This window comes from Lentzea rhizosphaerae (genome assembly GCF_042649515.1).
Lineage (GTDB): Bacteria > Actinomycetota > Actinomycetes > Mycobacteriales > Pseudonocardiaceae > Lentzea > Lentzea aerocolonigenes.
In genome coordinates, this window is the sequence record NZ_JBHRZI010000023.1 from 296420 (window position 1) to 317536 (window position 21117).

General features: G+C 70.2%; 19 protein-coding genes. 9 read left to right on the forward strand and 10 right to left on the reverse strand.

The genetic code is table 11. The features are described 5' to 3' along the window. Nucleotides 1–178: 178 nt before the first annotated feature. Nucleotides 179–1375 carry an HNH endonuclease signature motif containing protein gene (locus ACFOWZ_RS28355; RefSeq protein WP_382376957.1) on the reverse strand — a complete coding sequence of 399 codons (1197 nt, stop codon included), beginning with the start codon at nucleotides 1373–1375 and terminating at the stop codon, nucleotides 179–181. Nucleotides 1376–1930: 555 nt separating this feature from the next. On the opposite strand from ACFOWZ_RS28355, the gene ACFOWZ_RS28360 reads away from it, so the two are divergent. From ACFOWZ_RS28360 to ACFOWZ_RS28370, 3 genes are all read left to right on the forward strand, one after another. Next, complete coding sequence (locus tag ACFOWZ_RS28360; protein WP_382376958.1) at nucleotides 1931–2926, forward strand: Acg family FMN-binding oxidoreductase; 996 nt, start codon at nucleotides 1931–1933, stop codon at nucleotides 2924–2926. Nucleotides 2927–3059: 133 nt separating this feature from the next. Then, complete coding sequence (locus ACFOWZ_RS28365) at nucleotides 3060–4211, forward strand: globin domain-containing protein (protein ID WP_382376959.1); 1152 nt, start codon at nucleotides 3060–3062, stop codon at nucleotides 4209–4211. Between the two features lie 103 nt (nucleotides 4212–4314). Beyond that, nucleotides 4315–5124, forward strand: a complete 810-nt coding sequence (locus ACFOWZ_RS28370) for an SAM-dependent methyltransferase (protein WP_382376960.1) — start codon at nucleotides 4315–4317, stop codon at nucleotides 5122–5124. Here ACFOWZ_RS28370 and ACFOWZ_RS28375 read toward each other — a convergent pair. Continuing rightward, entirely contained in the window at nucleotides 5031–5678 is a 648-nt protein-coding gene (locus ACFOWZ_RS28375) for a hypothetical protein (RefSeq protein ID WP_382376961.1), read from the reverse strand. The two genes, ACFOWZ_RS28370 and ACFOWZ_RS28375, sit on opposite strands and share 94 nt — an antisense overlap. Nucleotides 5679–5879: 201 nt before the next feature. Between ACFOWZ_RS28375 and ACFOWZ_RS28380 the strand changes: the two genes are divergently transcribed. From ACFOWZ_RS28380 to ACFOWZ_RS28395, 4 genes are all read left to right on the forward strand, one after another. Next, a complete protein-coding gene (locus tag ACFOWZ_RS28380; protein WP_382376962.1) occupies nucleotides 5880–7145 on the forward strand; it encodes a hypothetical protein in 1266 nt (421 codons plus the stop codon). 63 nt (nucleotides 7146–7208) lie between these two features. After that, nucleotides 7209–8405 carry an AAA family ATPase gene (locus tag ACFOWZ_RS28385; protein ID WP_382376963.1) on the forward strand — a complete coding sequence of 399 codons (1197 nt, stop codon included), beginning with the start codon at nucleotides 7209–7211 and terminating at the stop codon, nucleotides 8403–8405. Further along, nucleotides 8402–9619 (forward strand): vWA domain-containing protein, encoded by a 1218-nt coding sequence (locus tag ACFOWZ_RS28390; protein ID WP_382376964.1) that lies wholly within the window; start codon nucleotides 8402–8404, stop codon nucleotides 9617–9619. Before ACFOWZ_RS28385 ends, ACFOWZ_RS28390 begins: the two co-directional genes overlap by 4 nt. 89 nt (nucleotides 9620–9708) lie before the next feature. After that, a complete protein-coding gene (locus ACFOWZ_RS28395) occupies nucleotides 9709–10110 on the forward strand; it encodes a VOC family protein (protein WP_382376965.1) in 402 nt (133 codons plus the stop codon). On the opposite strand, the gene ACFOWZ_RS28400 is transcribed toward ACFOWZ_RS28395, so the two are convergent. The 5 genes from ACFOWZ_RS28400 to ACFOWZ_RS28420 all read right to left on the reverse strand — a co-directional run bounded on the left by ACFOWZ_RS28400 (nucleotide 10111) and on the right by ACFOWZ_RS28420 (nucleotide 15064). Next, nucleotides 10111–11052 (reverse strand): helix-turn-helix transcriptional regulator, encoded by a 942-nt coding sequence (locus ACFOWZ_RS28400; RefSeq protein WP_382376966.1) that lies wholly within the window; start codon nucleotides 11050–11052, stop codon nucleotides 10111–10113. 37 nt (nucleotides 11053–11089) lie between these two features. Next, a complete protein-coding gene (locus ACFOWZ_RS28405) occupies nucleotides 11090–11518 on the reverse strand; it encodes a DUF6010 family protein (RefSeq protein ID WP_382376967.1) in 429 nt (142 codons plus the stop codon). 84 nt (nucleotides 11519–11602) lie between these two features. Next, nucleotides 11603–13132, reverse strand: a complete 1530-nt coding sequence (locus tag ACFOWZ_RS28410; RefSeq protein WP_382376968.1) for an acyl-CoA synthetase — start codon at nucleotides 13130–13132, stop codon at nucleotides 11603–11605. Continuing rightward, a complete protein-coding gene (locus ACFOWZ_RS28415; RefSeq protein ID WP_382376969.1) occupies nucleotides 13132–14259 on the reverse strand; it encodes a DUF5938 domain-containing protein in 1128 nt (375 codons plus the stop codon). Before ACFOWZ_RS28415 ends, ACFOWZ_RS28410 begins: the two co-directional genes overlap by 1 nt. Nucleotide 14260: 1 nt before the next feature. Then, nucleotides 14261–15064: an SDR family NAD(P)-dependent oxidoreductase gene (locus tag ACFOWZ_RS28420; RefSeq protein ID WP_382376970.1), complete on the reverse strand. Its 804-nt coding sequence runs from the start codon at nucleotides 15062–15064 to the stop codon at nucleotides 14261–14263. A 131-nt stretch (nucleotides 15065–15195) separates the two neighbouring features. On the opposite strand from ACFOWZ_RS28420, the gene ACFOWZ_RS28425 reads away from it, so the two are divergent. After that, complete coding sequence (locus ACFOWZ_RS28425) at nucleotides 15196–15825, forward strand: TetR/AcrR family transcriptional regulator (protein ID WP_382376971.1); 630 nt, start codon at nucleotides 15196–15198, stop codon at nucleotides 15823–15825. On the opposite strand, the gene ACFOWZ_RS28430 is transcribed toward ACFOWZ_RS28425, so the two are convergent. From ACFOWZ_RS28430 to ACFOWZ_RS28440, 3 genes are all read right to left on the reverse strand, one after another. Further along, nucleotides 15803–16975 carry a 3-deoxy-7-phosphoheptulonate synthase gene (locus ACFOWZ_RS28430; protein WP_382376972.1) on the reverse strand — a complete coding sequence of 391 codons (1173 nt, stop codon included), beginning with the start codon at nucleotides 16973–16975 and terminating at the stop codon, nucleotides 15803–15805. The genes ACFOWZ_RS28425 and ACFOWZ_RS28430 overlap by 23 nt on opposite strands. Continuing rightward, nucleotides 16972–18237 (reverse strand): lyase family protein, encoded by a 1266-nt coding sequence (locus ACFOWZ_RS28435; RefSeq protein ID WP_382376991.1) that lies wholly within the window; start codon nucleotides 18235–18237, stop codon nucleotides 16972–16974. The genes ACFOWZ_RS28430 and ACFOWZ_RS28435 overlap by 4 nt, the downstream gene beginning before the upstream one ends. Nucleotides 18238–18331: 94 nt before the next feature. Next, nucleotides 18332–20191, reverse strand: coding sequence for an FAD/NAD(P)-binding protein (locus ACFOWZ_RS28440; RefSeq protein ID WP_382376973.1), 1860 nt, complete (start codon nucleotides 20189–20191; stop codon nucleotides 18332–18334). 409 nt (nucleotides 20192–20600) lie between these two features. On the opposite strand from ACFOWZ_RS28440, the gene ACFOWZ_RS28445 reads away from it, so the two are divergent. Then, nucleotides 20601–21095: a hypothetical protein gene (locus ACFOWZ_RS28445; protein WP_382376974.1), complete on the forward strand. Its 495-nt coding sequence runs from the start codon at nucleotides 20601–20603 to the stop codon at nucleotides 21093–21095. Nucleotides 21096–21117: the final 22 nt, after the last annotated feature.

The following is a 21117-nucleotide window of genomic DNA, read 5'->3' on the forward strand; positions in this document are numbered from 1 at the left end:
TCCGACTCGGCTTCGCCATCGCGGTTGGCGGGGGTGCTCGGCTTCGCCATTGCCAGCGTTGCGGTGGGAGATTCAGCTCGGCTGGCCATTGCCGGTTACCTTCGAGGTTCGGGAGATTAGCTGCGATGGATGCCTCGCCGTGGCGAGGGCGGCCTTTATCAACACCGCCTCGCTGTGGTTAGGCGGTGTTGATGAGGTTGCGTCTGGGACTTCGTTGTCGGGCGAGCCAGGCCGGTGGGTAGAAGGTCGGGATGCCGTTGACCAGCCTGACTTCCCACCCGCTCTGATGGATCAGCGTGTGGTGGTGTCGGCAGAGCAGCACGGCGTTGTCTACTGACGTGTCGCCGCCGTTGGCCCAGTGCTGGATGTGGTGGGCATCGCACTGTCGTGGTGGTCTGCCGCAGCCCGGGAAGGCGCAGCCTCGATCCCTGGTGACCAGTGTCCTGCGGATTGCGGCGGGGAAGGTGCGGGTCTTGCGGCCGACGTTCAGGGGCTGGCCTGCTCCGCCCAGGACCATGGGGATGATGCCCGCGTTGCACGCCAGCTGACGCGCCTGGTCGGCCGGGACGCGGTCGCCGTTGTCCAGGGTGGCGTGGCCGACCTGGTTGGCGAGGTCTTCGTAGGGCATGGTCAGGGTCAGGGTGACTGGTTCGCCGCCGTGTTCGGGGAGTTGGTCGGCGCGCAGCATCAGGTCGATGAGGTCGGCGAGGGCGTCGCCTTGGCGTTCCTCGCGGGTGCGCAGGTCCGGGCCCTCGTCCGGGGTCTGTGGGCGGGGCTTGGCCAGTGGGTCGAGTAGTGCCTCGTACTTCGCGCCGGTGACCTTGTCGAGCTTGGCGCGGATCTCCAGCTTGCCGTTCTTCCACTGCATCGAGTGCTGATTGCCCGGTGGCGCGGGCTTGGGGTCGCGGGGCTCGGGGTCGTTCTGGTGGATGGTGTAGGCGAGTTTCGTGCCCAGGCGGCGGACCGTGGCGGGTTCGAAGTCGCGGGCGTAGCCCACCACGGTGACCTCGTGTTCGGCGGGCACGGTCTTCATGATCTCGGCCACCACCGCGACGTGGTCGATCGACAGCGCGCCCTCGGCCACTGCCTCCGCCGTCAGCGGAAGCACCGGAGCCAGTTCGCTGCCGGTCGGGGTGATCTCATTGGCCAGCAGCGCGGCATTGGCGATCCACCGCTTGGCGGTGTGGAGATCCCAGCGGACGGCGTGCCGCAACACATGCGGCAAATCCTTGTAACCCAGCTCGCCCGCAACCCCGCGCCGATCCAACTCGGCGAGCATCTGCAATGCGGCGTTCTCGCGAACCCGGATTTCCGTCACCTCGTCGACGAGACTGCTCAGCAGCTCGTCGGTGGAGAGGAGGCGGGTTTCGATCACGTGTTCTAATCTACCGCAAGATCACGGGAAGATAACGGGAAAACTCGAACACGATCGAGTGAATTACCCAGCCGCCACACCTCAACGGGAACTCGATGCCGAAGGCGAGCCGGACAGGGCAATGCGTCATCGGGCAACCGGTAATGACGGAAGCGGAACAACAAACGCAACCACGCACGCTTGCGATTGGGGCTTGACTTTGGGGGCGAGGTGCTACGCTGGTTGGATCGGCCGGGCTCTTATTGCCCGGCTTTTCAAGGCCGATGAGCGCCTCGCAAGGGCCCCGAAGTCAAGCCCCAATCGCAATCGTCGCGAAGCGGCGATGACGCAACCAAAGCTCGTCATACGACCCAAAGCGACCACCAACACAAGGCAACGCAACCAGCAGAAGGTGACCAACCCCGCTGGAACCCGCGCCGAACCACCCCAGGCCGAACGGCACCGCGGCGGAGCCCGGTCCCGGCCACCTCGGGACCTTCGACGGTGGGACCGCCCCGAAGCCACGCCGACAGTGGACGCCAGAACGTTCCAGGCGACGCGGACGGGGTGAACGACATGACCGAAGTACCGGCCGCTCTGGGGCTGAGGTCCGGACAGATCGAGAGCGCGCTCGCGGCCGCTTCGCTCGCGCCGTCCGTGCACAACACGCAACCGTGGCGGTTCCGCGTCCGGCCGGACCGCATCGAGCTGCACCCCGACCCCAGCCGCAAGCTGGCGGCGACCGATCCGGAAGAGCGTGAGCTGCGGCTTTCCTGCGGTGCGGCGCTGTTCAACCTGCGGCTGGCTCTGCAGGACGCCGGTGTGCGCCCGTTGGTGTCGATGCTGCCGGGGCAGGACGCGCCCGGTGCGCTCGCCGTGGTGCGTCGCGGCGGCACGATCAAGGTCGACGACGAGCAGCGGGCGTTGCTCCGGGCGGTGCCTCGCCGTCGGACCAACCGTCGGCCGTTCCTCGACACGGCCATCGATCCACGGCAGCGGCACGCGCTGGTCAGGGCGGCCGAGCTGGAGCGGGCCTGGCTGCACGTCGTCACCACGCGGGAGGGCCGCGCCGATCTGAAGCGGTTCGTCCAGCGGGCGCACCAGATCCAGCTCGACGACGAGGGTGTGCAGGACGAGCTCGCCGCGTTCACCGGCCACCGTCCCGGCGCGACCGACGGGGTGCCGCCCGAGTCGGCGGGGGTGCGGCCGGAGACGCAGGACGAGTGGGTGTTCCGCGACTTCCAGGGCTCGGAACGGCACGCCGGCAAGGATTACGAGTCCGACCCGCTCGTCGTGGTCCTCTGCTCGTTCTACGACGGGCCGCTCGGTGATCTCCAAGCGGGACAGGCGATGCAACGCGTCCTGCTGACCGCGACCACGCACGGGCTGTCCGCGTCGTTCCTGTCCCAACCGGTCGAGGTCCGGCGCGTCCGCGAGGAGCTGCGGCGGTCGCTCGGCGGCATGCTGATCCCGCAAACCGTGCTGCGCCTGGGTTTCGGCGCTCCCGTGCCGCCCACTCCGCGGCGTTCCGTCTCCGAACTCCTCCTCTCCGACGAGCACGCGGCTTGTTAGTGGCACCAAAGCCTTCCGGGCGCGTGTTCCGGGACGAAGGTCCCGCCACGAAGGCGACGTTCCGACCTGCGTCCGCTCGCACCTGATCACGCAAGCTCGAAGTCGCCCGTTCCCCACTTCCGAGGAGCCCTCTGTGCTTTCCGCTGCTTCAGCCGCTGTGGTGCGCGCGACGCTGCCCGTCGTCCGCGAGCACGCCGCCGCGATCACCGCCGAGTTCTACCCGTCGATGTTCGCCGCGCACCCGGAGCTGCTGAACCTGTTCAACCGCGGCAACCAGGCCAGCGGCAAGCAACAGATCGCACTGGCCGCCGCGGTGGTCGCCTACGCGCAGCACCTGCTCGACGGGACGCCGTTCGGCCCGATCGCGGAACGCATCGCCCACAAGCACGTCTCGCTCGGCGTGCGGCCCGACCAGTACCCGATCGTCGGCAAGCACCTGATCGGCGCGGTCGCCACCGTGCTCGGCGACGCCGTCACGCCCGAGGTCGCGGCCGCCTGGGACGAGGTCTACTGGCTGTTCGCGGTGTCGTTGATCGCCGCCGAGGCGCGCCTGTACCAGCAGGCCGGTGTCACCGCGGACACGCTGTGGCGTCCGTGGCGCGTGGCGAAGCGGGACGAGGAGGCGGTCGACACGGTGTCGTTCACGCTGGTGCCCGACGACGGCGGCCCGGTTCCGGTGTTCGAGCCCGGGCAGTACGTGTCGGTCGCGGTCGACCTGCCGGACGGGCACAGGCAGCCGCGCCAGTACTCGCTGTCGCAGGCACCCGGACGGGGTGAGCTGCGGATCACCGTGCGACGGGTGCGCGGTGTCGACGGCGCCCCGGACGGCGCGGTGTCGACGTTCCTGCACGACCACGTGCACGCCGACGACGTCCTGCTGGTCGGACCGCCCGCCGGTGAGGTCACGCTGACGCCCGGTGAACGGCCCGTGGTGCTGGCCAGCGCGGGCATCGGGATCACCCCGATGCTCTCGATGCTCGACCACCTCGCCGCCACGCCGGAACGCGAGGTCGTCGCCGTGCACGCGGAACTGTCCGCGGATCGGCACGCGCACCTGGCGGAGTACTCCCGCCACCCGCACCTGACCTGGTACGAGAACGGTGACGAGGGCGGCCGGGCAGGACTCGTCGACGTGGACGCGATCCCGTTGCCCGCCGGGGCGATCGTCTACCTGTGCGGCCCGATCGCGTTCATGCGCGACGTGCGTGCCGGGCTCCTCCGCCGCGGGGTGCTGTCCGACGACATCAGGTACGAGGTGTTCGGTCCCGGCATGCTCGACGGGTGAACGGCCGTCCCTCGTTCGGACGCCGTGTCCCGGTCCGGGCACGACAACGGCTAGTGTGGTGCCGGACCAGTCACGGCAGGTACTCGGCGATGAGGGTGGTCAGGTGAACCGACCGGCGTGGGCAGGTCCGGAGATCGACGTGGACAAGCCGAGTGCGGCCCGCATCTACGACGCGCACCTGGGTGGCTTCCACAACTTCCAGGTCGACAGGGACGCCGCGGCGAAGATCGTCGCGTTCATGCCGGAGCTCCCCGACATCATGCGCGCCAACAGGTCGTTCCTGCGCCGCGCGGTCCGCCACCTCGTGGACCGGGGGGTCACGCAGTTCCTCGACCTGGGCTCCGGCATCCCCACGGTCGGCAACGTGCACGAGATCGCCTGGAAGGCGAACCCGCTGTGCCGGATCGTCTACGTCGACGCCGATCCGGTCGCCGTCTCGCACAGCCGCAACATCCTCGCCGGCAGCACCCTGGCCACGGCGGTCCAGGGCGACCTGCGTCGGCCACGGGACATTCTCGGCGACCCGGAAACCCAGCGGTTGCTGGACTTCTCGCAGCCGATCGCGGTGCTGATGTTCGCGGTGCTGCACTTCGTGGCGGACGAGGACGACCCGGCCGGCATCATCCGTTCCTACCTGGACGCGACGGTTCCGGGCAGTTACCTCGCGATCTCCCACGCCAGCCTGGAAGGGCCGGAACCGGAGAGGGTCGAGGAGGCCACGCAGCAGTTCCGGCGCAGCGTCACCGACTTCTCCATGCGCACCCGCGCCGAGATCACCGGCCTGTTCGACGGGCTGGAACTGCTCGACCCCGGTGTGGTCTACCTGCCGGAGTGGCGGCCGGACGCCGGGGACGACATCGGTGACGCGAGGCGCACGTCGACGTTCGCGGGAGTGGCTCGCAAGAAGGACTGAATCCGGGCCTGCCCGTCGAGCAGGCCCGCCACCACCGTTGTCCACAGCACGGCCGCGCCGCCGAATCCGGGCACCAGCCGCCACGCCGGCTCCAGCCCGGCCACACCGAGCCCGACGGTCAGCACAGCGGTACCGGACAGCGCCGCCGCCAGCCACAGGAACCTGGTGGAGTCGAAGAGCTTCGCGAACGGGGCGAAGTGCGCGCCGACGACGAACAGCACCCACGCGGGAATCGCCTGCGGCAGTTCGACAAGCGTCAGCAGCCGCGACCCCGCGAAGATCCCTACGACCATCAGCAGCACGGCGATCCCGTACGTCTTCCCGAACGGGCTGTCCGCACGCCCGCCACCGGGAGGCAGTTGCCGACCGGACCGGCCGACGCGGAGCACCCAGCCCACCAGGCACACGGCGATCACAACGCCCAGGACCACCGCCGCGGGGCCGGGCAGCGTAATGGCGGCGGAGAACCACCACCCGGTGCCGAATCCCACACCGATCAACGATGTGATCATCAGCGTGATCACGTGGCCCTTGGTGAACTGCTCGTCGTTCAACTTCGCCCCTCAGTGTTGCGTGCTTCCACCAGGTACACACGCAGCCAGAGCGCCAATGCGTTGCATCGATCAGAACTGGGTGAAGAACTTCCAGGTCTTGGCGGGCTTGCACCGAAACCCCCTTGCACGCCCTGCTACCGTTGCCACGATGATCACCTACTCGAGCGGATCGGGGGTCACGTTCACCAAAGGTGAGTGCTGATGCACCACTCGACCGTGAACGGACACTCCCGCCTCAGTTTCTGGTCGCACGTGCGCGAGTTCGCCGTGCCGACGTCGATGATCGATTCCTCGACTGCCCGCCGTGCGGTGGGCGACTGGTCAGGTGCCTGCGCTGCCGCGCGGGTGGACGTGGATCTGAACCTGCGAGCGGCGGGTCGCACCCACGGCAGGCAGTTCGCGGAAACCGTCCGCGCCGATCTGCGTCATCTGGCCCCTGACCTGCTTCGCTGGCACTTTCCGAGAATCAGTCCCGACGGCCTGCTGCGGCCGGGTCTCACCGTGTCGCTGGCCCGGTACCGTCCTCCTGACGGTGGCCGCGCTGTGCACCTCGTCGCGCGCACACCACCGGCCTGGGCGGACGCCGGTCAGCGGATCAGCCTCGCGCTGTGGGAACCGGCCTCTCCCCTGGCCGGCGCGGGCGGACACCCCCATCCCCGGCCCGACCGGCGTTTCCGGCTCGACCTGCACCGCCACCTGTGGGACGCGCGCAGGACCTCCGAGCTCCGGGAACGGTCCGGCGCCGGATGGGCTGCCGAGGCCGCGCTGCTCCTGCACGCGGACGGATGCGCGGACGGCGCCGTCACCGTGCGGCTCAGTTCCCGGCTCCAGCTCGTGCTGCGTCTGCCGGACGAACTGGTCGAAGTGCCGCCACGGGATCGTGTCCCGGCGCATCCGGTGCTGCCCGACGCGGCGACCTGGGTGCCGCCCGACCTCGAACTGCTGCACGCCGGACTGATCGACGCCGACCGGCTGCACCCGCTCGTCGCCTCCGCGCTCCTGCCGGACCACCGGCCGGCGTCACGAAGTCCCTACGGCGCAACGAACTCACGTCTCGTCGAGTGCCGAGGCTCCACGCACCGGATCGGCGTGGTCGACGGTGTGCTCGTCCCGCTCGACCACGACGCCGCCGAGATCCGCCGCGAGGAGCTGCTGGTCGCGTTGGGCGGCACAGGTTTGCCGTGCCTGCAGGCGATCGACGCGGCACACCGCCACCCGGAGAACCTGGCAGACGTCCGCGGCCTGCTGGACCACGGGGACACCGCCGGTGCCATCGCCGCCGTCGAAGGTCTGCTCGGACCGGACGTGCTGCTGCGCAGCGGTGCGTTGCGCGACGAGCTCGAGACCGCGGTGCACCGCAAGGTGGTGCACGGGTTGTACCGGGCCGGGCTCGCCGGAGCCGGTCCCGCCAAGTCCACTCGGGACAGTCGTCGTCGCTCGCGTCCGCGCCACGCGACCTTCAGCTGACACCTCACTTCCTCCTCGCCTGGCCGGCGCACGGCCTCACACGACCCAAAGGTGATCGAACACATGTCTTCTGCCACGCTCGACGTTGCCGCCGATCTGCTTGCCCTGCTTCAGAACACGAGCACCGAGCTGCGGGCCGACCCGCAGCTGGAAGCCCTGACGCTGGCCGTCTCCGCCGACCTGCCTGTGTTGCTGTGGGGTGAGCCGGGGATCGGCAAGACCGCCGCCCTCACCCAGCTCGCCGACGCTCTCGCACTGCCGTTGACGACGGTGATCGCCAGCGTGCACGAACCCTCCGACTTCTCCGGCCTGCCGGTCGTCGGCGACGACCCGGCGACGCAGGGCGTTCCCATGGCGCCGCCGGACTGGGCGGTGCGCCTGGTCCAGGCAGGCCGCGGGCTCTTGTTCCTGGACGAACTTTCGACCGCACCACCGGCGGTGCAGGCCGCGTTGCTGCGAGTCGTGCTGGAACGCCGCGTCGGTGCCCTGCGACTGCCTCCGGGCGTCCGGATCGTGGCCGCCGCCAACCCGCGCTCCTCCGCCGCCGACGGCTGGGAGCTCAGCCCACCGCTGGCCAACCGGTTCGTCCATCTGCAGTGGATGCACGACCACGACGTCGTGGTGCGCGGGCTCGGCGGGACGTGGCCCACGGCACCGCTGCCGCGGCTGAACCCCGACCGGTTGCCCGACGCCGTGACGTTCGCACGCCGCGCTGTGTGCGGGCTTCTGGCCGTGCGGCCCGCACTCGTGCACCAGCTGCCGAAGAGCGAAGCTCGTCGCGGTGGTCCCTGGCCCTCACCGCGGAGCTGGGACATGGCGCTGCGCCTGATCGCGTTCGCGACCGCGGCGGACACCTCGCGCGAGGTGCTGTCCACGCTGGTGCGGGGCGCGGTGGGCGACGGCCCCGGTCTGGAGCTGTTGGCGAGCCTGGACCGCATGGACCTGCCGGACCCCGAGGTGCTGCTGGCGGATCCGGCAGCGGCCGTGCTGCCCGAGCGCGGCGACCTGCGCCAGACCGTGCTCGACGGCGTGGTGGCGGCAGTGCGCAAGCGCCCGGAGCAGGACCGGTGGGACGCGGCGTGGTCGTTGCTGGTGCTGGCACTGGAAACCGGGGCCCCGGACCTGGTCGTCGTACCGGCGGCCACGCTCGCCGCGCTGCGCCGCGACGACTGGGTGGTCCCTGCCGCGATCGAGCGGCTCGCCGGCGCCGTGTCGGTGTCGCAGCGAGCGGACCGCGCCGCCGTGGGTGCCCGCGCATGACGAGCCTCGACGAGGAGAAGCTGTTCGCCGCCCGGCTGCACGCTGTCCGGAACAGGCCGTACCTCGCGACCGCGTTGTTCGCCCTGCACGTGGTGGAGTCGCGGCAGGTGCCGACGATGGCGGTGGACCGGCACTGGCGCTGTTACGTGTCGGCGGCGTTCGTGGACCGCACCCCGGTCGAGGAGCTGGCCGGGGTCTGGGTGCACGAGGTGTCCCACCTGCTGCGCGACCACCACGGGCGCAGCGACAGGTTCGCGGCCGCGCACGAGCTGACCGGGCCGGGTGAGCGGCTGCGGATGAACATCGCCGCGGACTGCGAGATCAACGACGACGTGTTCGGCGACGGCCTGGTGTGTCCGAAGGACGCCGTTCGGCCGGGACTGCTCAGGTTGTCCGAGGGCGAGCTGATGGAGGACTACCTGCGCCAGTTCCGGCTCGGCCCCGGCACGAACGGGTGGGCCTGGCTGGACTGCGGCAGCGGCGCCGACGGTCTGGAGCGGGAATGGGACCTGGGTCCCTGCGGCGCGCACGGGCTCAGCGCCCAGGAACGGGACGCCGTCCGGTTCCGCGTGGCGCAGGGCATCACCGCGAGCCCCGGCAGAGTGCCGAGGAGCTGGCGGCGGTGGGCGGACGAGGCGTTCCAGCCCCCGCAGCCGTGGCGGGAGCTGCTGGGGGCGGCGGTCCGCTCGGCCGCGTCCGGACCCGGCGTCGGCGAGGACTACACCTACGGCCGGCCCTCACGCCGCTCGGCCGGTCTGCCGGGGGTCGTGCTGCCCAGTCTGCGCCGCCGACCGCCCCGTGTCGTCGTCATCGTGGACACGTCCGGATCCGTGAGCGACACCGAGCTGGGCAGCGCGATCGTCGAGATCGCCGCGATCACCCGCGCGGTGGGCGGCCGGCGTGATCTGGTGACGGTGATGTCCTGCGACGCCGCCGCGCACATCACCCAGCCGTTGTGCCGCGCGGAAGGGATCCCGTTGGTGGGCGGCGGTGGCACGGACCTGCGGGAGGGCTTCGCCAAGGCGCTGCGCCGGAGTCCGCGCCCGGACGTCGTCGTCGCACTGACCGACGGCCAAACTCCTTGGCCGAAAACGAAACCGGCCTGCCGTACGGTCGTCGGCCTGTTCCCACGAGACCGTCGGTACGACGAAGACGACCCCGACTACGAGCCGGACGCACCACCCGAGTGGGCGCGGGTGGTCGAAATTGGTTGATTTCCGTTGAGGTAGCGGACATCCAGTGTCCTCTACGGACGGAAAAGTGGCTCCTGAACGCCGGAACTCCAGTCAGTCAGGAGCACGTCATGTCCGTCACCACAGCGCCTCACCTCAACTTCCGCGGCGACGCCCGCGAGGCGCTCGAGTTCTACCAGAAGGTCTCCGGCGGGGACCTGGCCGTCATCACCTACGGGGACATGGGCAACGCGGAGGACCCCGACCAGGTCGTGTGGGGTCAGGTCCGCGGCGGGAACGGCTTCCACGTCATGGCCTACGACGTGCCCGCGGCCAGGCCGTTCAGCCGCGGCGACGACCCGTTCTTCGTGTCGCTGCGCGGTGACTCGGCCGAAGAGATCTCCGCGTTGTGGGACAAGCTGTCCGACGGCGCCACCGTCGTCGCCCCGCTGGCGGCCTCACCGTGGGCGGCGTTGTACGGCATGCTCAAGGACCGTTTCGGCATCACGTGGGTGCTGGACGTCGCGGCCTGATCATCCGGCGGAGTCGCGGTAACGGCGCGCCAGCACCAAAGCGGCGTCCCGCAGCTCCGCCGGACCGACGATGTGGACGGCGGCGTCGAAACGACCCAGCGACGCCGCCAGCCCGACCCACGACCACGACCCCGCGACGAGGCGGCACCGGTCGTCGCCGATCGGCTCGACGATGCCGTCGCCGGCGAACGGTGCCACCTCGGCGGCGGGCAGGTCGATCACCGCTTCCCCCTGGCACGGCCAAGCGTCCCTCCCACCCGCGGCGCCCTTGAACCTGGCGTTGACGAACGCCGCGACATCACCGCCGGGGACCTCGCGCGGGCTGAACCGGGGCCCTGTAGGTGTTTTCGGGGTCATCCGGTCGGCGCGGTAGACGCGCCAGTCGTCGCGGCCGAGGTCCCAGCCGACCAGGTACCAGCGCCCGGCCCGGTTGATCAGGTGGTGCGGTTCGATGCGGCGAGGCGACTCGTCCTCGTAGTCGAACCGCAGGACCTCGCGCGCTCGCACGGCGGCGCTGAGCGCCAACAGCACCGCGCTGTCGACCTTCCGCGGTGCTCGGTCGACCACGGTCACCTGCACGGCGTCGATGCGGTGCCGCAACCGGTTCGGCATCACCTGGCGCATCGTCGCCAGCGCACGTGTCGCGGCGTCGGCGATGTCCGCGCCCGAGCCGGCCGCGAGCTGCAACGCGACCGTCACCGCCACCGCCTGGTCGTCGTCGAACAGCAGCGGTGGCACGTCGGTGCCCGCTTCGAGCCGGTAGCCGCCGTCCGGTCCTTTCACCGCCACCACGGGATAACCGAGCTCGCGCAACCGGTCGATGTCACGACGGACCGTGCGCGGGGTGACGTTGAGCCGCTCGGCGAGCAGGTGGCCCGGCCAGTCGCGGCGCGCCTGCAGCAACGAGAGCAGGGAGAGCAACCGGCCCGATGCCTGAGTCATGACAGCCACCCTTTCGCCGACGAAGCTCCTTCAGGTGTCACACCTTCTCGGCGGTAGAGGACACCTCCTGTCCTCTACCGAACAGGGCAGCGGTGGCGTGGATCACCGACCGTCCGCCCGTCAGGCACCACAGCGCGATGACCGGGTCGCAGATCGCGCACCCGAACGACGAGTGCTCGGCGAACGGGATGACCGGGTGGCCCTTGACGTGGTGAACGACGTCCCAGCCGGTGTGCAGCAGCCACGCGATCCCGATGAACGTCCACGACTCCAGCCCGCGATAGGCGCAGTACGTCACGGCGGCCGTGAACACGAACTCCCAGCCGCCCATACCGCCGCCACTCAGGTAGGCCGCGCCCGCGCCCGCGACGAAGACCGCGTTGAACCGGCGGCGGTGCGGTTCCTTCAGCAACGACATCAGCACGACGAAGACCAGGCCGATAAGGATCGGCAGCACGATTGTCATGATCGGCAAGCTAGCCAGCCGCACGTCCGGCAACCATTGGCCAGAACGCCAAGTTCCACCGGATTCTCGCCATCCCCGAACGCATCACATGAGCCGTTGCCGGATCTCCGCCTTGAGCACCTTGCCCACCTTGGACCGCGGCAGGTCCGGCCAGATCTCCACCTGCTTGGGCGCTTTCACGCCGCCGAGCCGTTCCTTGACGAACGCCGTCAGCTCGGCGGCGTCGGCCTGCCAGGCGGCACGCAGCTGCACGACCGCGGTGACCCGTTCGCCCCACTTGTCGTCGGGCAGGCCGACCACGGCGCTGTCCTGCACCGCGGGATGGGCCTGCAACGCCTGCTCGACCTCGGCCGAATAGACGTTGAACCCACCGGTGATGATCATGTCCTTGGCCCGGTCGACGATGAAGAGGAAGTTGTCCTCGTCGAGGAAACCGATGTCACCGGTGTGGTGCCAGCCGTGCCTGCTCACCTCGGCGGTGGCTTCGGGGTTCTCGTGGTAGCCGGCCATCACCAGCGGCCCGCGGACGACGATCTCGCCGCGTTCGCGCGCGGGCAGCAGAGCACCGTCCGGAGCCATGATCGCCACCTGGGTCAGCGGGGTCGGCCTGCCCGCGGAGGACAAGCGCGCGGCCGCGATCGAACCGTCGGGCAGGAAGTGGTCGGCCGGTGCGAGGGTCGCGATCATGTTCGGCGCCTCGGTCTGGCCGAACAGCTGGCCCATCACCGGTCCGATCCGGTGCAGCGCCTCGGTCAGCCGTGCCGGTGACATCGGCGCGGCGCCGTACCACAGGCACAGCAACGAACTCAGCTCCGTCGCGTCCAGCGCCGGGTGGTCGAGCAGGCCGTAGATCACGGTCGGCGGCAGGAACGCGTGCGTGATCCGGTGGTGCTCGATCAGCCGCAGGAACTCGCCGAGGTCCGGCGCCGGCATGATCACCGTCTCGCCGCCCTTGGCCATGATCGGGAACGTGAGCACGCCCGCCGAGTGCGTCAGCGGGGCGAGCGCGAGGTAGCGCGGCCGGTCGCCGAACGGGTAGCTCATCAGGGTCAGCGCGGTGGCGGTCTCCAGGTTGTGCCCGGTGAGCCGCACGCCCTTGGGCCTGCCGGTCGTGCCGCCGGTGCCCGCCAGCACGCAAAGATCGTCGTCGGCCACGGTCACCTCGTCGGGTTCCCTGCCGTGCTCGGAAATCCACTCGTCGAACGTGACCGCGCCGTCGACCTCACCGTCCAGGCACACCAGTGTGGTGAGCGCGGGCAGGTCGCCCCGGATGCGGTCGACCAGCGGCGCGAACTTCGCCTGGAAGAACAGGCACCGGCAACCGAACAGCTCCAGCAGCTCGCGGTTTTCCGCCGCCTCGTTGCGCGGGTTGACCGGGCACCACACCGCCCCGGCGCGCGAGATGCCGAACACGCACGTGAGGGCGAGCGGGTCGTTGGCGGACAACACGGCGACCCGGTCACCCGGGTTGATTCCGCTGTCCTGCAACGCTCCCGCGATCGCGAACGAGCGTTGCCGCACCTCCGCGTAGCTCTGGGAGACGTCACCGACGGTCAGGCAGGGCGCGTCGCCGCCGAGCGACGCGCCCTTGTCGAGGTAGTCGCTGAGTCGCATCAGCGGTGCACTTCGACGATCGGGTCGAGCACCAGGCCGAACGACCGCAGCGCGCCCAGCAGCTCCCGGTGACCGAACGCCTGGCAGCCCGAGGCGAACCCGACCCGGCGAGGAGCGTCCTGCAACAGGTGCACGGCGGCGTGCACGTTCAGCAACGCGGTCTGCTTGTAGTTGCAGTTGCCGTGGATGACGCAATGCGCGCGCCCGAGCGGACCGGAGGCGTGCACCGAGTCGAGTGAGATGTTGATCCGCGGGTTCTCCCTCGGCGGCATCTCGCTGCGCACCTGCGCGGAGAACTCGTCGACGATCTGGTACTTCTCCGCGTCCGACTTGCCTTCCATCTGCTGGAGCGCGGCACTGACGATCTGCGGCACACCGAGCATCAACGGCCGGTTGAACACACCGCCGAGCGCACGCACCGACGCGACCCGCGGATCCCTCTTGAACCACACCGGATGCGCGGTGCCGCCCCACGGCAGCGCGAGCCCGAGCTCGTGCTGTCCGGGCACGACGAGCTCGTACAGCCCGGCGTCCTGCGGCCACTCCACGTACTCGTTCTGTTCGAGGTAGTAGGCCTTCGCGAACGCGGCGTTGGTGAGGATCGTGTTGGTGGAAGCGACTGTCGGGTAACCCTTCCAGAACACCCCGATGTCCAAAGTGTCCAGTCCGGGCGTCTCCAGGCAGATCTGCGCGGCGATCTCGCCGACCGTGTACATCTGCGCGATGCCGGGCGACAGCAGCAGGTTCTGGCTCGCGAACTCGGCGCCGTACTGCGCGTCGGTGTCGATCATCCAGTCCTGTTCGCCGTTGGTGTCGGTGTAGTGCGCGCCGATGTTGAGACTCGCGCGCACCGCTTCGTGGCCGTAGCGGGAGAACGGCCCGACGGTGTTCAGCACGACCTTCGCTCCCGAGAACGCCTCGGTGAGCGCCTCCTCGGAGTGCTCGACCTCCACGATCTCGTAGTCGACGGTCTGGATGCCGGGGACCGCGTCGACGGCTTCCTTGACCCGTTTGCCGTCCCGGCCCGCGGCGAGGAACGGGACGCCGTACTCGCGCAGGTACTCGCAGATCAGGCGGCCGGTGTAACCAGAAGCGCCGTAGACGACGACAGGCTTGTTCGTGGGCACGTCACATCCCCATTCCGCCGTCGACCGGAAGCCCCGCTCCGGTGATGAACTTCGACGCGTCGGAAGCCAGGAACACCACGGCGTCGGCCATGTCGTCGACCTGCCCGAGCCGTCCGAGCGGGGTCAGCTCGACGACCGCACCCGCGGCCGCCTCTGGCGAGGGGAACAGGCCCAGTTCCGCGCAGTCCACCGCGAGCTGGTTGCCCATCGCCGTGGGCGTGAGGCCGGGGTAGATGCAGTTGACCCGCACGCCGTAGCCGAGCTTGCCGGACTCCGCGGCGGCCACCCTGGTCAGGCGGTCGATCGCGGACTTGGTCGCCGAGTAGACGCTGATGCCGGGGAAGGCGATGGTGGCGGCGACGGACGCGACGCTGATGATCGCACCACCGTTGCCCGCGGGGCCGCCGGGACGCATGGCGCGCAGACCGTGCTTCATGCCCAGCGCCGTGCCCAGCACGTTGACGTCGAGCATCTTGCGCACGTCGGCCGGGTCAAGTTCGGTGATCAGGCTGGTGATCTCGATGCCCGCGTTGTTCACGAGGATGTCGAGTCCGCCGATGACGTCGACCGTGGTGCTGACGGCCGAGGCCCAGCTCTCGTCGTCGGTCACGTCCAACGGCACGAACTCCGCGGTCGCGCCCGCGTCGCGCAACGCCTGAGCGGTGTGCTTGCCCTCCTCCTCCAGAACGTCGCCGATCACGACGGCCGCGCCGGCCGCTACCAGCGCCTCCGCCATCCCGGCGCCGAGTCCGCGGGCACCGCCCGTGACCAGTGCTTTTCGCCCGCTCAGCTGATAACTCGTCATCAAGGCCTCCTCGGTGAGCTGGCTCACACCCTAAACGCGTTTGGACAGTCGTCAAGCTTTTCCTTGACAACTGTCCAAGATTCTTTGGACGACCGCCCAACGAATCGGCGCGGAGAGGTTAGGATCCGGACGTGACACAAGTCGCCGACAGCAAGCAGGACCGGATCGCTCGCCGGCAGGTGGACAAGTTCGAGGCCCGGCGGACCGAGCTCGCCGTGGCCACGCTGCACACGCTCGCCGAGCTGGGCTACGCCCGCACGAGCCTGCGCGAGATCGCGCAGAACTCCGAGTTCTCGCACGGCGTCCTGCACTACTACTTCGCCGACAAGCGCGACCTGATCACCGAGGCGGTCCGCCAGTACGAGGCGGTCTGCGTGACGCGGTACGACGAGGTGGTCGCCCGCGCTTCGAGTCCCGAGCAGCTGCGCGACGAGTTCGTGGCGATGTTCTTCGACACCCTGAGCGAGGACGCGACGCTGCACCGGCTCTGGTACGACCTGCGCAACCAGAGCCTGTTCGACTCCTCGTTCCGCGCGGACGTGCTGGAGATCGACAGCCACCGGGAAGCCATGGTGTGGCGGGTGATCAGCCGGTACGCCGAGCTGCGCGACACCGAGCCCGCGGCCTCACCGGCCACCACCTACGTGACGCTCGACGGGATCTTCCAGCGGGCGCTGCTGCACCACCTGACCGACAGGCCCGAGACGGTCGCGGAGATGCGCGGCGAGCTGCCCGGCGTCATCGACCTGCTCGTGCGCTGACCTCGTCGGCCACGAGCAGTGCCTGTTCGTTGTTGAGCCGCGGGTCGCACAGCGAGGTGTAGCGGCGGGCGAGCGCGGTCTCGTCCGGCACGCGAGAGCCGCCGACGCACTCGGTCACGTCCTCCCCCGCGAGTTCCAGGTGCAGCCCTCCCGGCCACTCGCCGAGTTCGTTGACGGTCTCGTGGAACGCTGCCGCCTCGCCGACGACGTCGTCCAGGTACCGGGTTTTGACGCCGGTGCTGGTGATCCTCGTGTTGGCGTGCATGGGATCGCACATCCACACGACCGGATGACCCGCCTCGCGGACCGCGCGCACCAACGGCGGCAGCAGGGTCCGGGCGCGCGGTCCGAGGCGGCAGATCAACGTGAGCCTGCCTGGTTCGCGTTCCGGGTCGAGCTTCGCGCACAGTGCGGCGACGTCGTCCGGCACGGCGTTCGGGCCGACCTTGCAGCCGACGGGGTTGTCGATTCCGGCGAGAAAAGCGACGTGCCCGCCGTCGGGGTCGCGGGTGCGTTCGCCGATCCACGGGAAGTGCGTGGACGCCAGGTACGAGCTGCCGGTGCGCGGATCCGTGCGAACCAGGGCCTCCTCGTAGTCCAGCAGCAAGGCCTCGTGGCTGACCCACATGCCGCGCAACTCCCTCATCACCGCACGGGCCGTGCGGTAGGCGGTGATCATGCGCCGGGCGTCCGGAATCCGCAGTGCCGCAACGGGATGCGGGCTGTTCACCGCGAGCCCGCGGAACGTCGGCACCACCTGGCCGTCGACGACCTCGGTCGGCTCCGAACGCGGTTTCGCGAACTGCCCCGCCAACCGTCCGATGGTGAGCACCGGGACGTCGATCGCGCGGCTGATCCGCTCCGCCAGCACGCCCAGGATCCTGTCCTTGGCCAGCGCGCCCCGGCGTGCGGCGACACCGAACGGTTCGGCGCAGTCGCCGCCCTGCACCACGTACGCCCGGCCGGTGGCAACCTCGGCGAGCGCGTCGCGGACCGCCCGGACGTCCTCGGGAGTGGTGAGCGGCGGCGCGCTCGCCAGCTGCAACCGGGCGCGCGCGAGCTCGCACGAGTCGGGCCAGTCCGGCTGGTGCGCCGTGGGTTTGTCGCGCCAGACCGCCGGGTCCCACGACGTGCGGGTGGCCGCGGTCACCGGGCGTCCAGCGCGCGCTGCACGAGTTCGTCGGCGGCACCGAGGTAGTCCGCGGGCTCGCACAGGCCTTCCAGCGCGGCCGGTGGTGTTCCGCCACTGCGGGCAGCGGTGGCGATCGTGCGCATCGCCTCGGCCTTACCCAGCTGTGGCGTCAGATGCGCGGACAGCCGTTCGGCGACGATCGTCCAGCCCGTGATCTCCAGGTTGGCCCGCATCCGTTCGGGGTGGACGCGCAGACCGGTGACCAGTTCCACCGCGGTGTGCGCGGCCCCGCCCGCGAGCCGCAGGCACTCGCGCAACGGCTGCCACTCCGCGTGCCAGGTCCCGGCGGGCCGCTCGTCCTCTGCGAGCATGCAGTGCGCGAGAGTCGACGCGAGCCCCGGCGCCTGAAGCGCCGCGGACCGGATCAGCGTGGCGAGACTGGGATTCTGCTTCTGCGGCATCGCGGACGAGACGCCCTTGCCGTCGGCGGTGGACTCGCTGAGCTCGGCGATCTCGGTGCGGCACAACGACTGCACGTCGACGGCGATCTTGCCGAGCGCGCCGGTTGTCGCGGTGCACCAGGCGGCGGTGTCGACGATCGGCGTCCGCAGCACGTGCCACGGCACCACGGGCTCGGCCAGCCCCAGCTCGTCGGCGTAGGCGGTGATGAGGTTCGCGGTGTAGTCCGCGGGCAGCCGGTCGAAGTGCGGCCGGGCGTGCTCCAGGTAGCCCGCCATGGTCCCGGCGGCGCCACCGATCTGCACGGGCAGTCCACTGTGGACCAGAGTCCGCGCCCTGACGTCCGCCTGCCGCACCAGGTGCAGCCAGCCCGCCGCCTTCAGCCCGAACGTCGTGGGCACGGCGTGCTGGGTCAGCGTGCGGCCGGCCATGACGGTGTGCCGGTGCCGATCGGCCAGATCCTCCAGCGCGCTGATCGCTGCGGCGAGGTCCCGCCGGACGTGGGTCACCACCTGCGCGATGACCAGGCAGCAGGCGGTGTCGAGGACGTCCTGGCTGGTAGAGCCGCGGTGGACGTACTCGGCGGCGACGGGGTCGATCGCGGCGACGCGCGCGGTGAGGTCCTCGACCACCGCGACGACCGGGTTCGCCGCTCCCCGCGACCGCGCGGCGATCGAGGCGGTGTCGAGGCAGGCGTCGCGGGCGACCGTGGTGATGACCTCGGCGGCGGGGGCGGGAACGGTGCCGACCCTGGCCTGGGCGCGGGCGAGCCCGGCCTCGGCCTCGCACATGGCCCGCAGCCAGGCGTCGTCGGACGTCATCGCCTCGACCTGGGTGGTGGCGCGGACCGGTGAGAGGAGTCCGGTGTCGCGCAAGGTGTGGATCACGTCGTCCTCCTGGGGTCGTGGCGCACGGTCACATCGCCCTCCTCACGTCCTCACGCACCCGCCCCGGCACCCGACGCGACCCCAGCGCCGCCCGCGCGATCGCGTCCGCGTCGCTCACCGTCGCCGAAGCCGAGCACGGCCGGATCCCCACCGCCGTCGCCCAGTGCACCGACTCGGTCGGCACCCCCAACGCGAACAGCCCAGGGTTCGGGACCCCGTCCGCGGCGATCACCCGAGCAGGCCTCGGCGTCACGTCCAGCCCGCCCGTCTCCAGCACGCCGCCCTCCCCGTCCGGCACCCGGTGCGGCCTGCACCGCCCGGCCGCGAGCAGGTTCCTGAGCAGTTCGTCGGAAGTGGTGCGGACGTCCGGCGTGGGCATGCGCGCGTCGATCACCGCAGAGACCGGCAGCGGCTCAGCCAGCAGGTCGGCTACCGCGAGGAACGTGCCCTCGCCTGGCTCGACACGGGTGCCGGGGCCGAGGACGTCCAGCACGCCGGCGGAGATCAGGGCCGCCATCTCCTCGATCCGCCGGGCGGGCGGGCCGATCGACAGGAACGCGTTGAGCGGGCTGAACCAGCGCTCCAGGTCGTCGCGGTGGGAGCGGCCGTGCAGGCCGCCGTGGTCGACGACCGCCCGGATCTCGTTGCGCAGGTCGCGCAGGACGTCGAGGGCCGCCTTGACCGGTCCGCGCACGTTGCCCTGCGCTGCCCTGGCCACGTCCTCGCGCAGGTGGCGCAGCAGCCAGGGGCGGAACTCGTCCAGCGACCCGAACCCGGAGTCCAGCGGTTGCTCGATCCGCGTCCAGTCCCAGCGCAAAGAATCCGCGACGCCGTACTCGTCGAGCAGTGCCGCTTCCTCGCCTGACGAACACGCCCGATACCGGGCGGAGAACCGAGCCGCACCAAGAGGTTCCAGACGCGACGCCAGCAACGTCGCGTAGTAGACCGTCTCGACCTCCTTCGCGATCAACGGCCACAGGTGTGCGCGGAAGTCGACGGGCGCGGACCGCAACGTGCGCACCACGTCCTCGGTCAGCACGGCCGCCTGATGACGGCCGTGGGCGCCCTTCTGGTTCTCACCGCGAGCGTGCAGCGGCACGCCTCGCCGCGACCCCGCGTACAGCTGCGGTTCGTCGCCCGATGGGACGTACACGAGAACGCCGTCGCGGCGCTCGAACCGTCCGCCGCGGCCGGTGGTCAGGACCGCCAGGTGGTCGAAGAAGTTCAGGCCCAGACCGAGAAGCAACGTCGGCTCACCTGGTTCGATCAGGGTGAGGTCGGCGTCGGCCGGGTTGCCCGGCGGCACGTACCGCAGGCCGTGGGTCGCGGCGAACTCGCCGAACGAACGCTCCCGCGCACCCGGCAGGGCCGGCAGGTGGCCTTGTGCCAGGACGACCGCGTCCAGCGAGCCGAGCACCTCCCCGTCGGCCAGCCGAACCTCACGCCCGGTCACGTCCACCGCTCGCTGCCGGTGGTGAACGATTCGCACGCCCGCGGGCGCGTTCCGGACCACCTCCCCCAACGCCCACACGAGGTAGTGCCCGTAGAACGCCCGCGTGGGGTAGGAGTCGGGCCCCAAACGTCTGGCCTCAGCCCGGATCGTGTCGTCCCAGCCGTGACTCGCTGTCGACGCGACCGAGCGAGACCACTCGTACAGCGAGGGGCCGCGCCGGACCGGACCTTCCATCGGCACGCTGTCATCAGGGAAAACCGTGACCTGCGAACACACCGTGTTCATCAGGAAACCGGCGGGCTGCCGCGTGTTCCACACAGATCCACAACCGTGCTCCGCGGGATCCACGACGTGCACCACGAGCTCATCACCCAGAACGAGCGGCGCCCAATTGGAACACGTTCTTTCCAGCACCGAGAGCCCTCTGGGACCCATTCCGATGACCGCAATGCTGTATTTGGTGAGAATGGATTTACCAACTTCCGGAACAAGACCCCGAACGGTCACCTGAACGGCACCAGGGGCTACTACTGAGCGTGTGCGCCAGCACGCGGGCTGCCGATACTCCGCCCGGCGATGTGTGATCCACGTGAGGTTAGCGCTCACAGAATCAGTTGAACCCGCCTGTGCACACGCCCGTATGAATCCATGTGCGCGCTTTTCGGTGACACCGAACGGAGCAGCCGTCGCGCAAGTGGAGGCAGTCGATCCAATGCCCGGGGAAAACGAAGGTGTCGTCATCAGCGCGCACCGGGTGCGACCGGGCAGGATGCCGAGTTTCACCACGTCGGTAAAGGGACTGCTCAGCGCGGCTTCCAGATCACAGGGCTATCTCGACGGCAGAATGGAGAAAGCATCGGGTGATTCGGGCGACTGGCTGGTCATCTGCTGGTTCGACAGCGCGGAGAGCGCCGGCGAGTGGGCCCGGTCGCGATCTCACGCCACCTGGCGCGAGTACGTGGGACGCTTCGCCACCCGAGTCGAACCGCCGGTGCAGGCACCACCGGCTGCCGGGCCGCCGAAGCCCCCACCGCGGTGGAAGACGGCGCTGGTCACGTTGGTCGCTGTCTTCCCCGCGGTCCTGCTGGTCAACGTCACCGTCATCCCGCGCGTCACCGGCCTGCCGCTGCTGGCGCGCACGCTGGTCCTGTGCGTGTGCGTGACGGTGCTGATGACCTGGGTGCTCATGCCGCAGGTGATGAAGGTGCTCGGCCCGTGGCTGCGCAGAGGCACCCCAGCGGCGCCACCCGCGCCCCGGCCCGAAGTCGATCCCGCTCCAGCGAAGGCATCCACCTCGATCTCGTCCACCACGACCTGGCGCGGCCTCCAGCCACCCTGACCCGTCGCCGCCGACCCCCCTC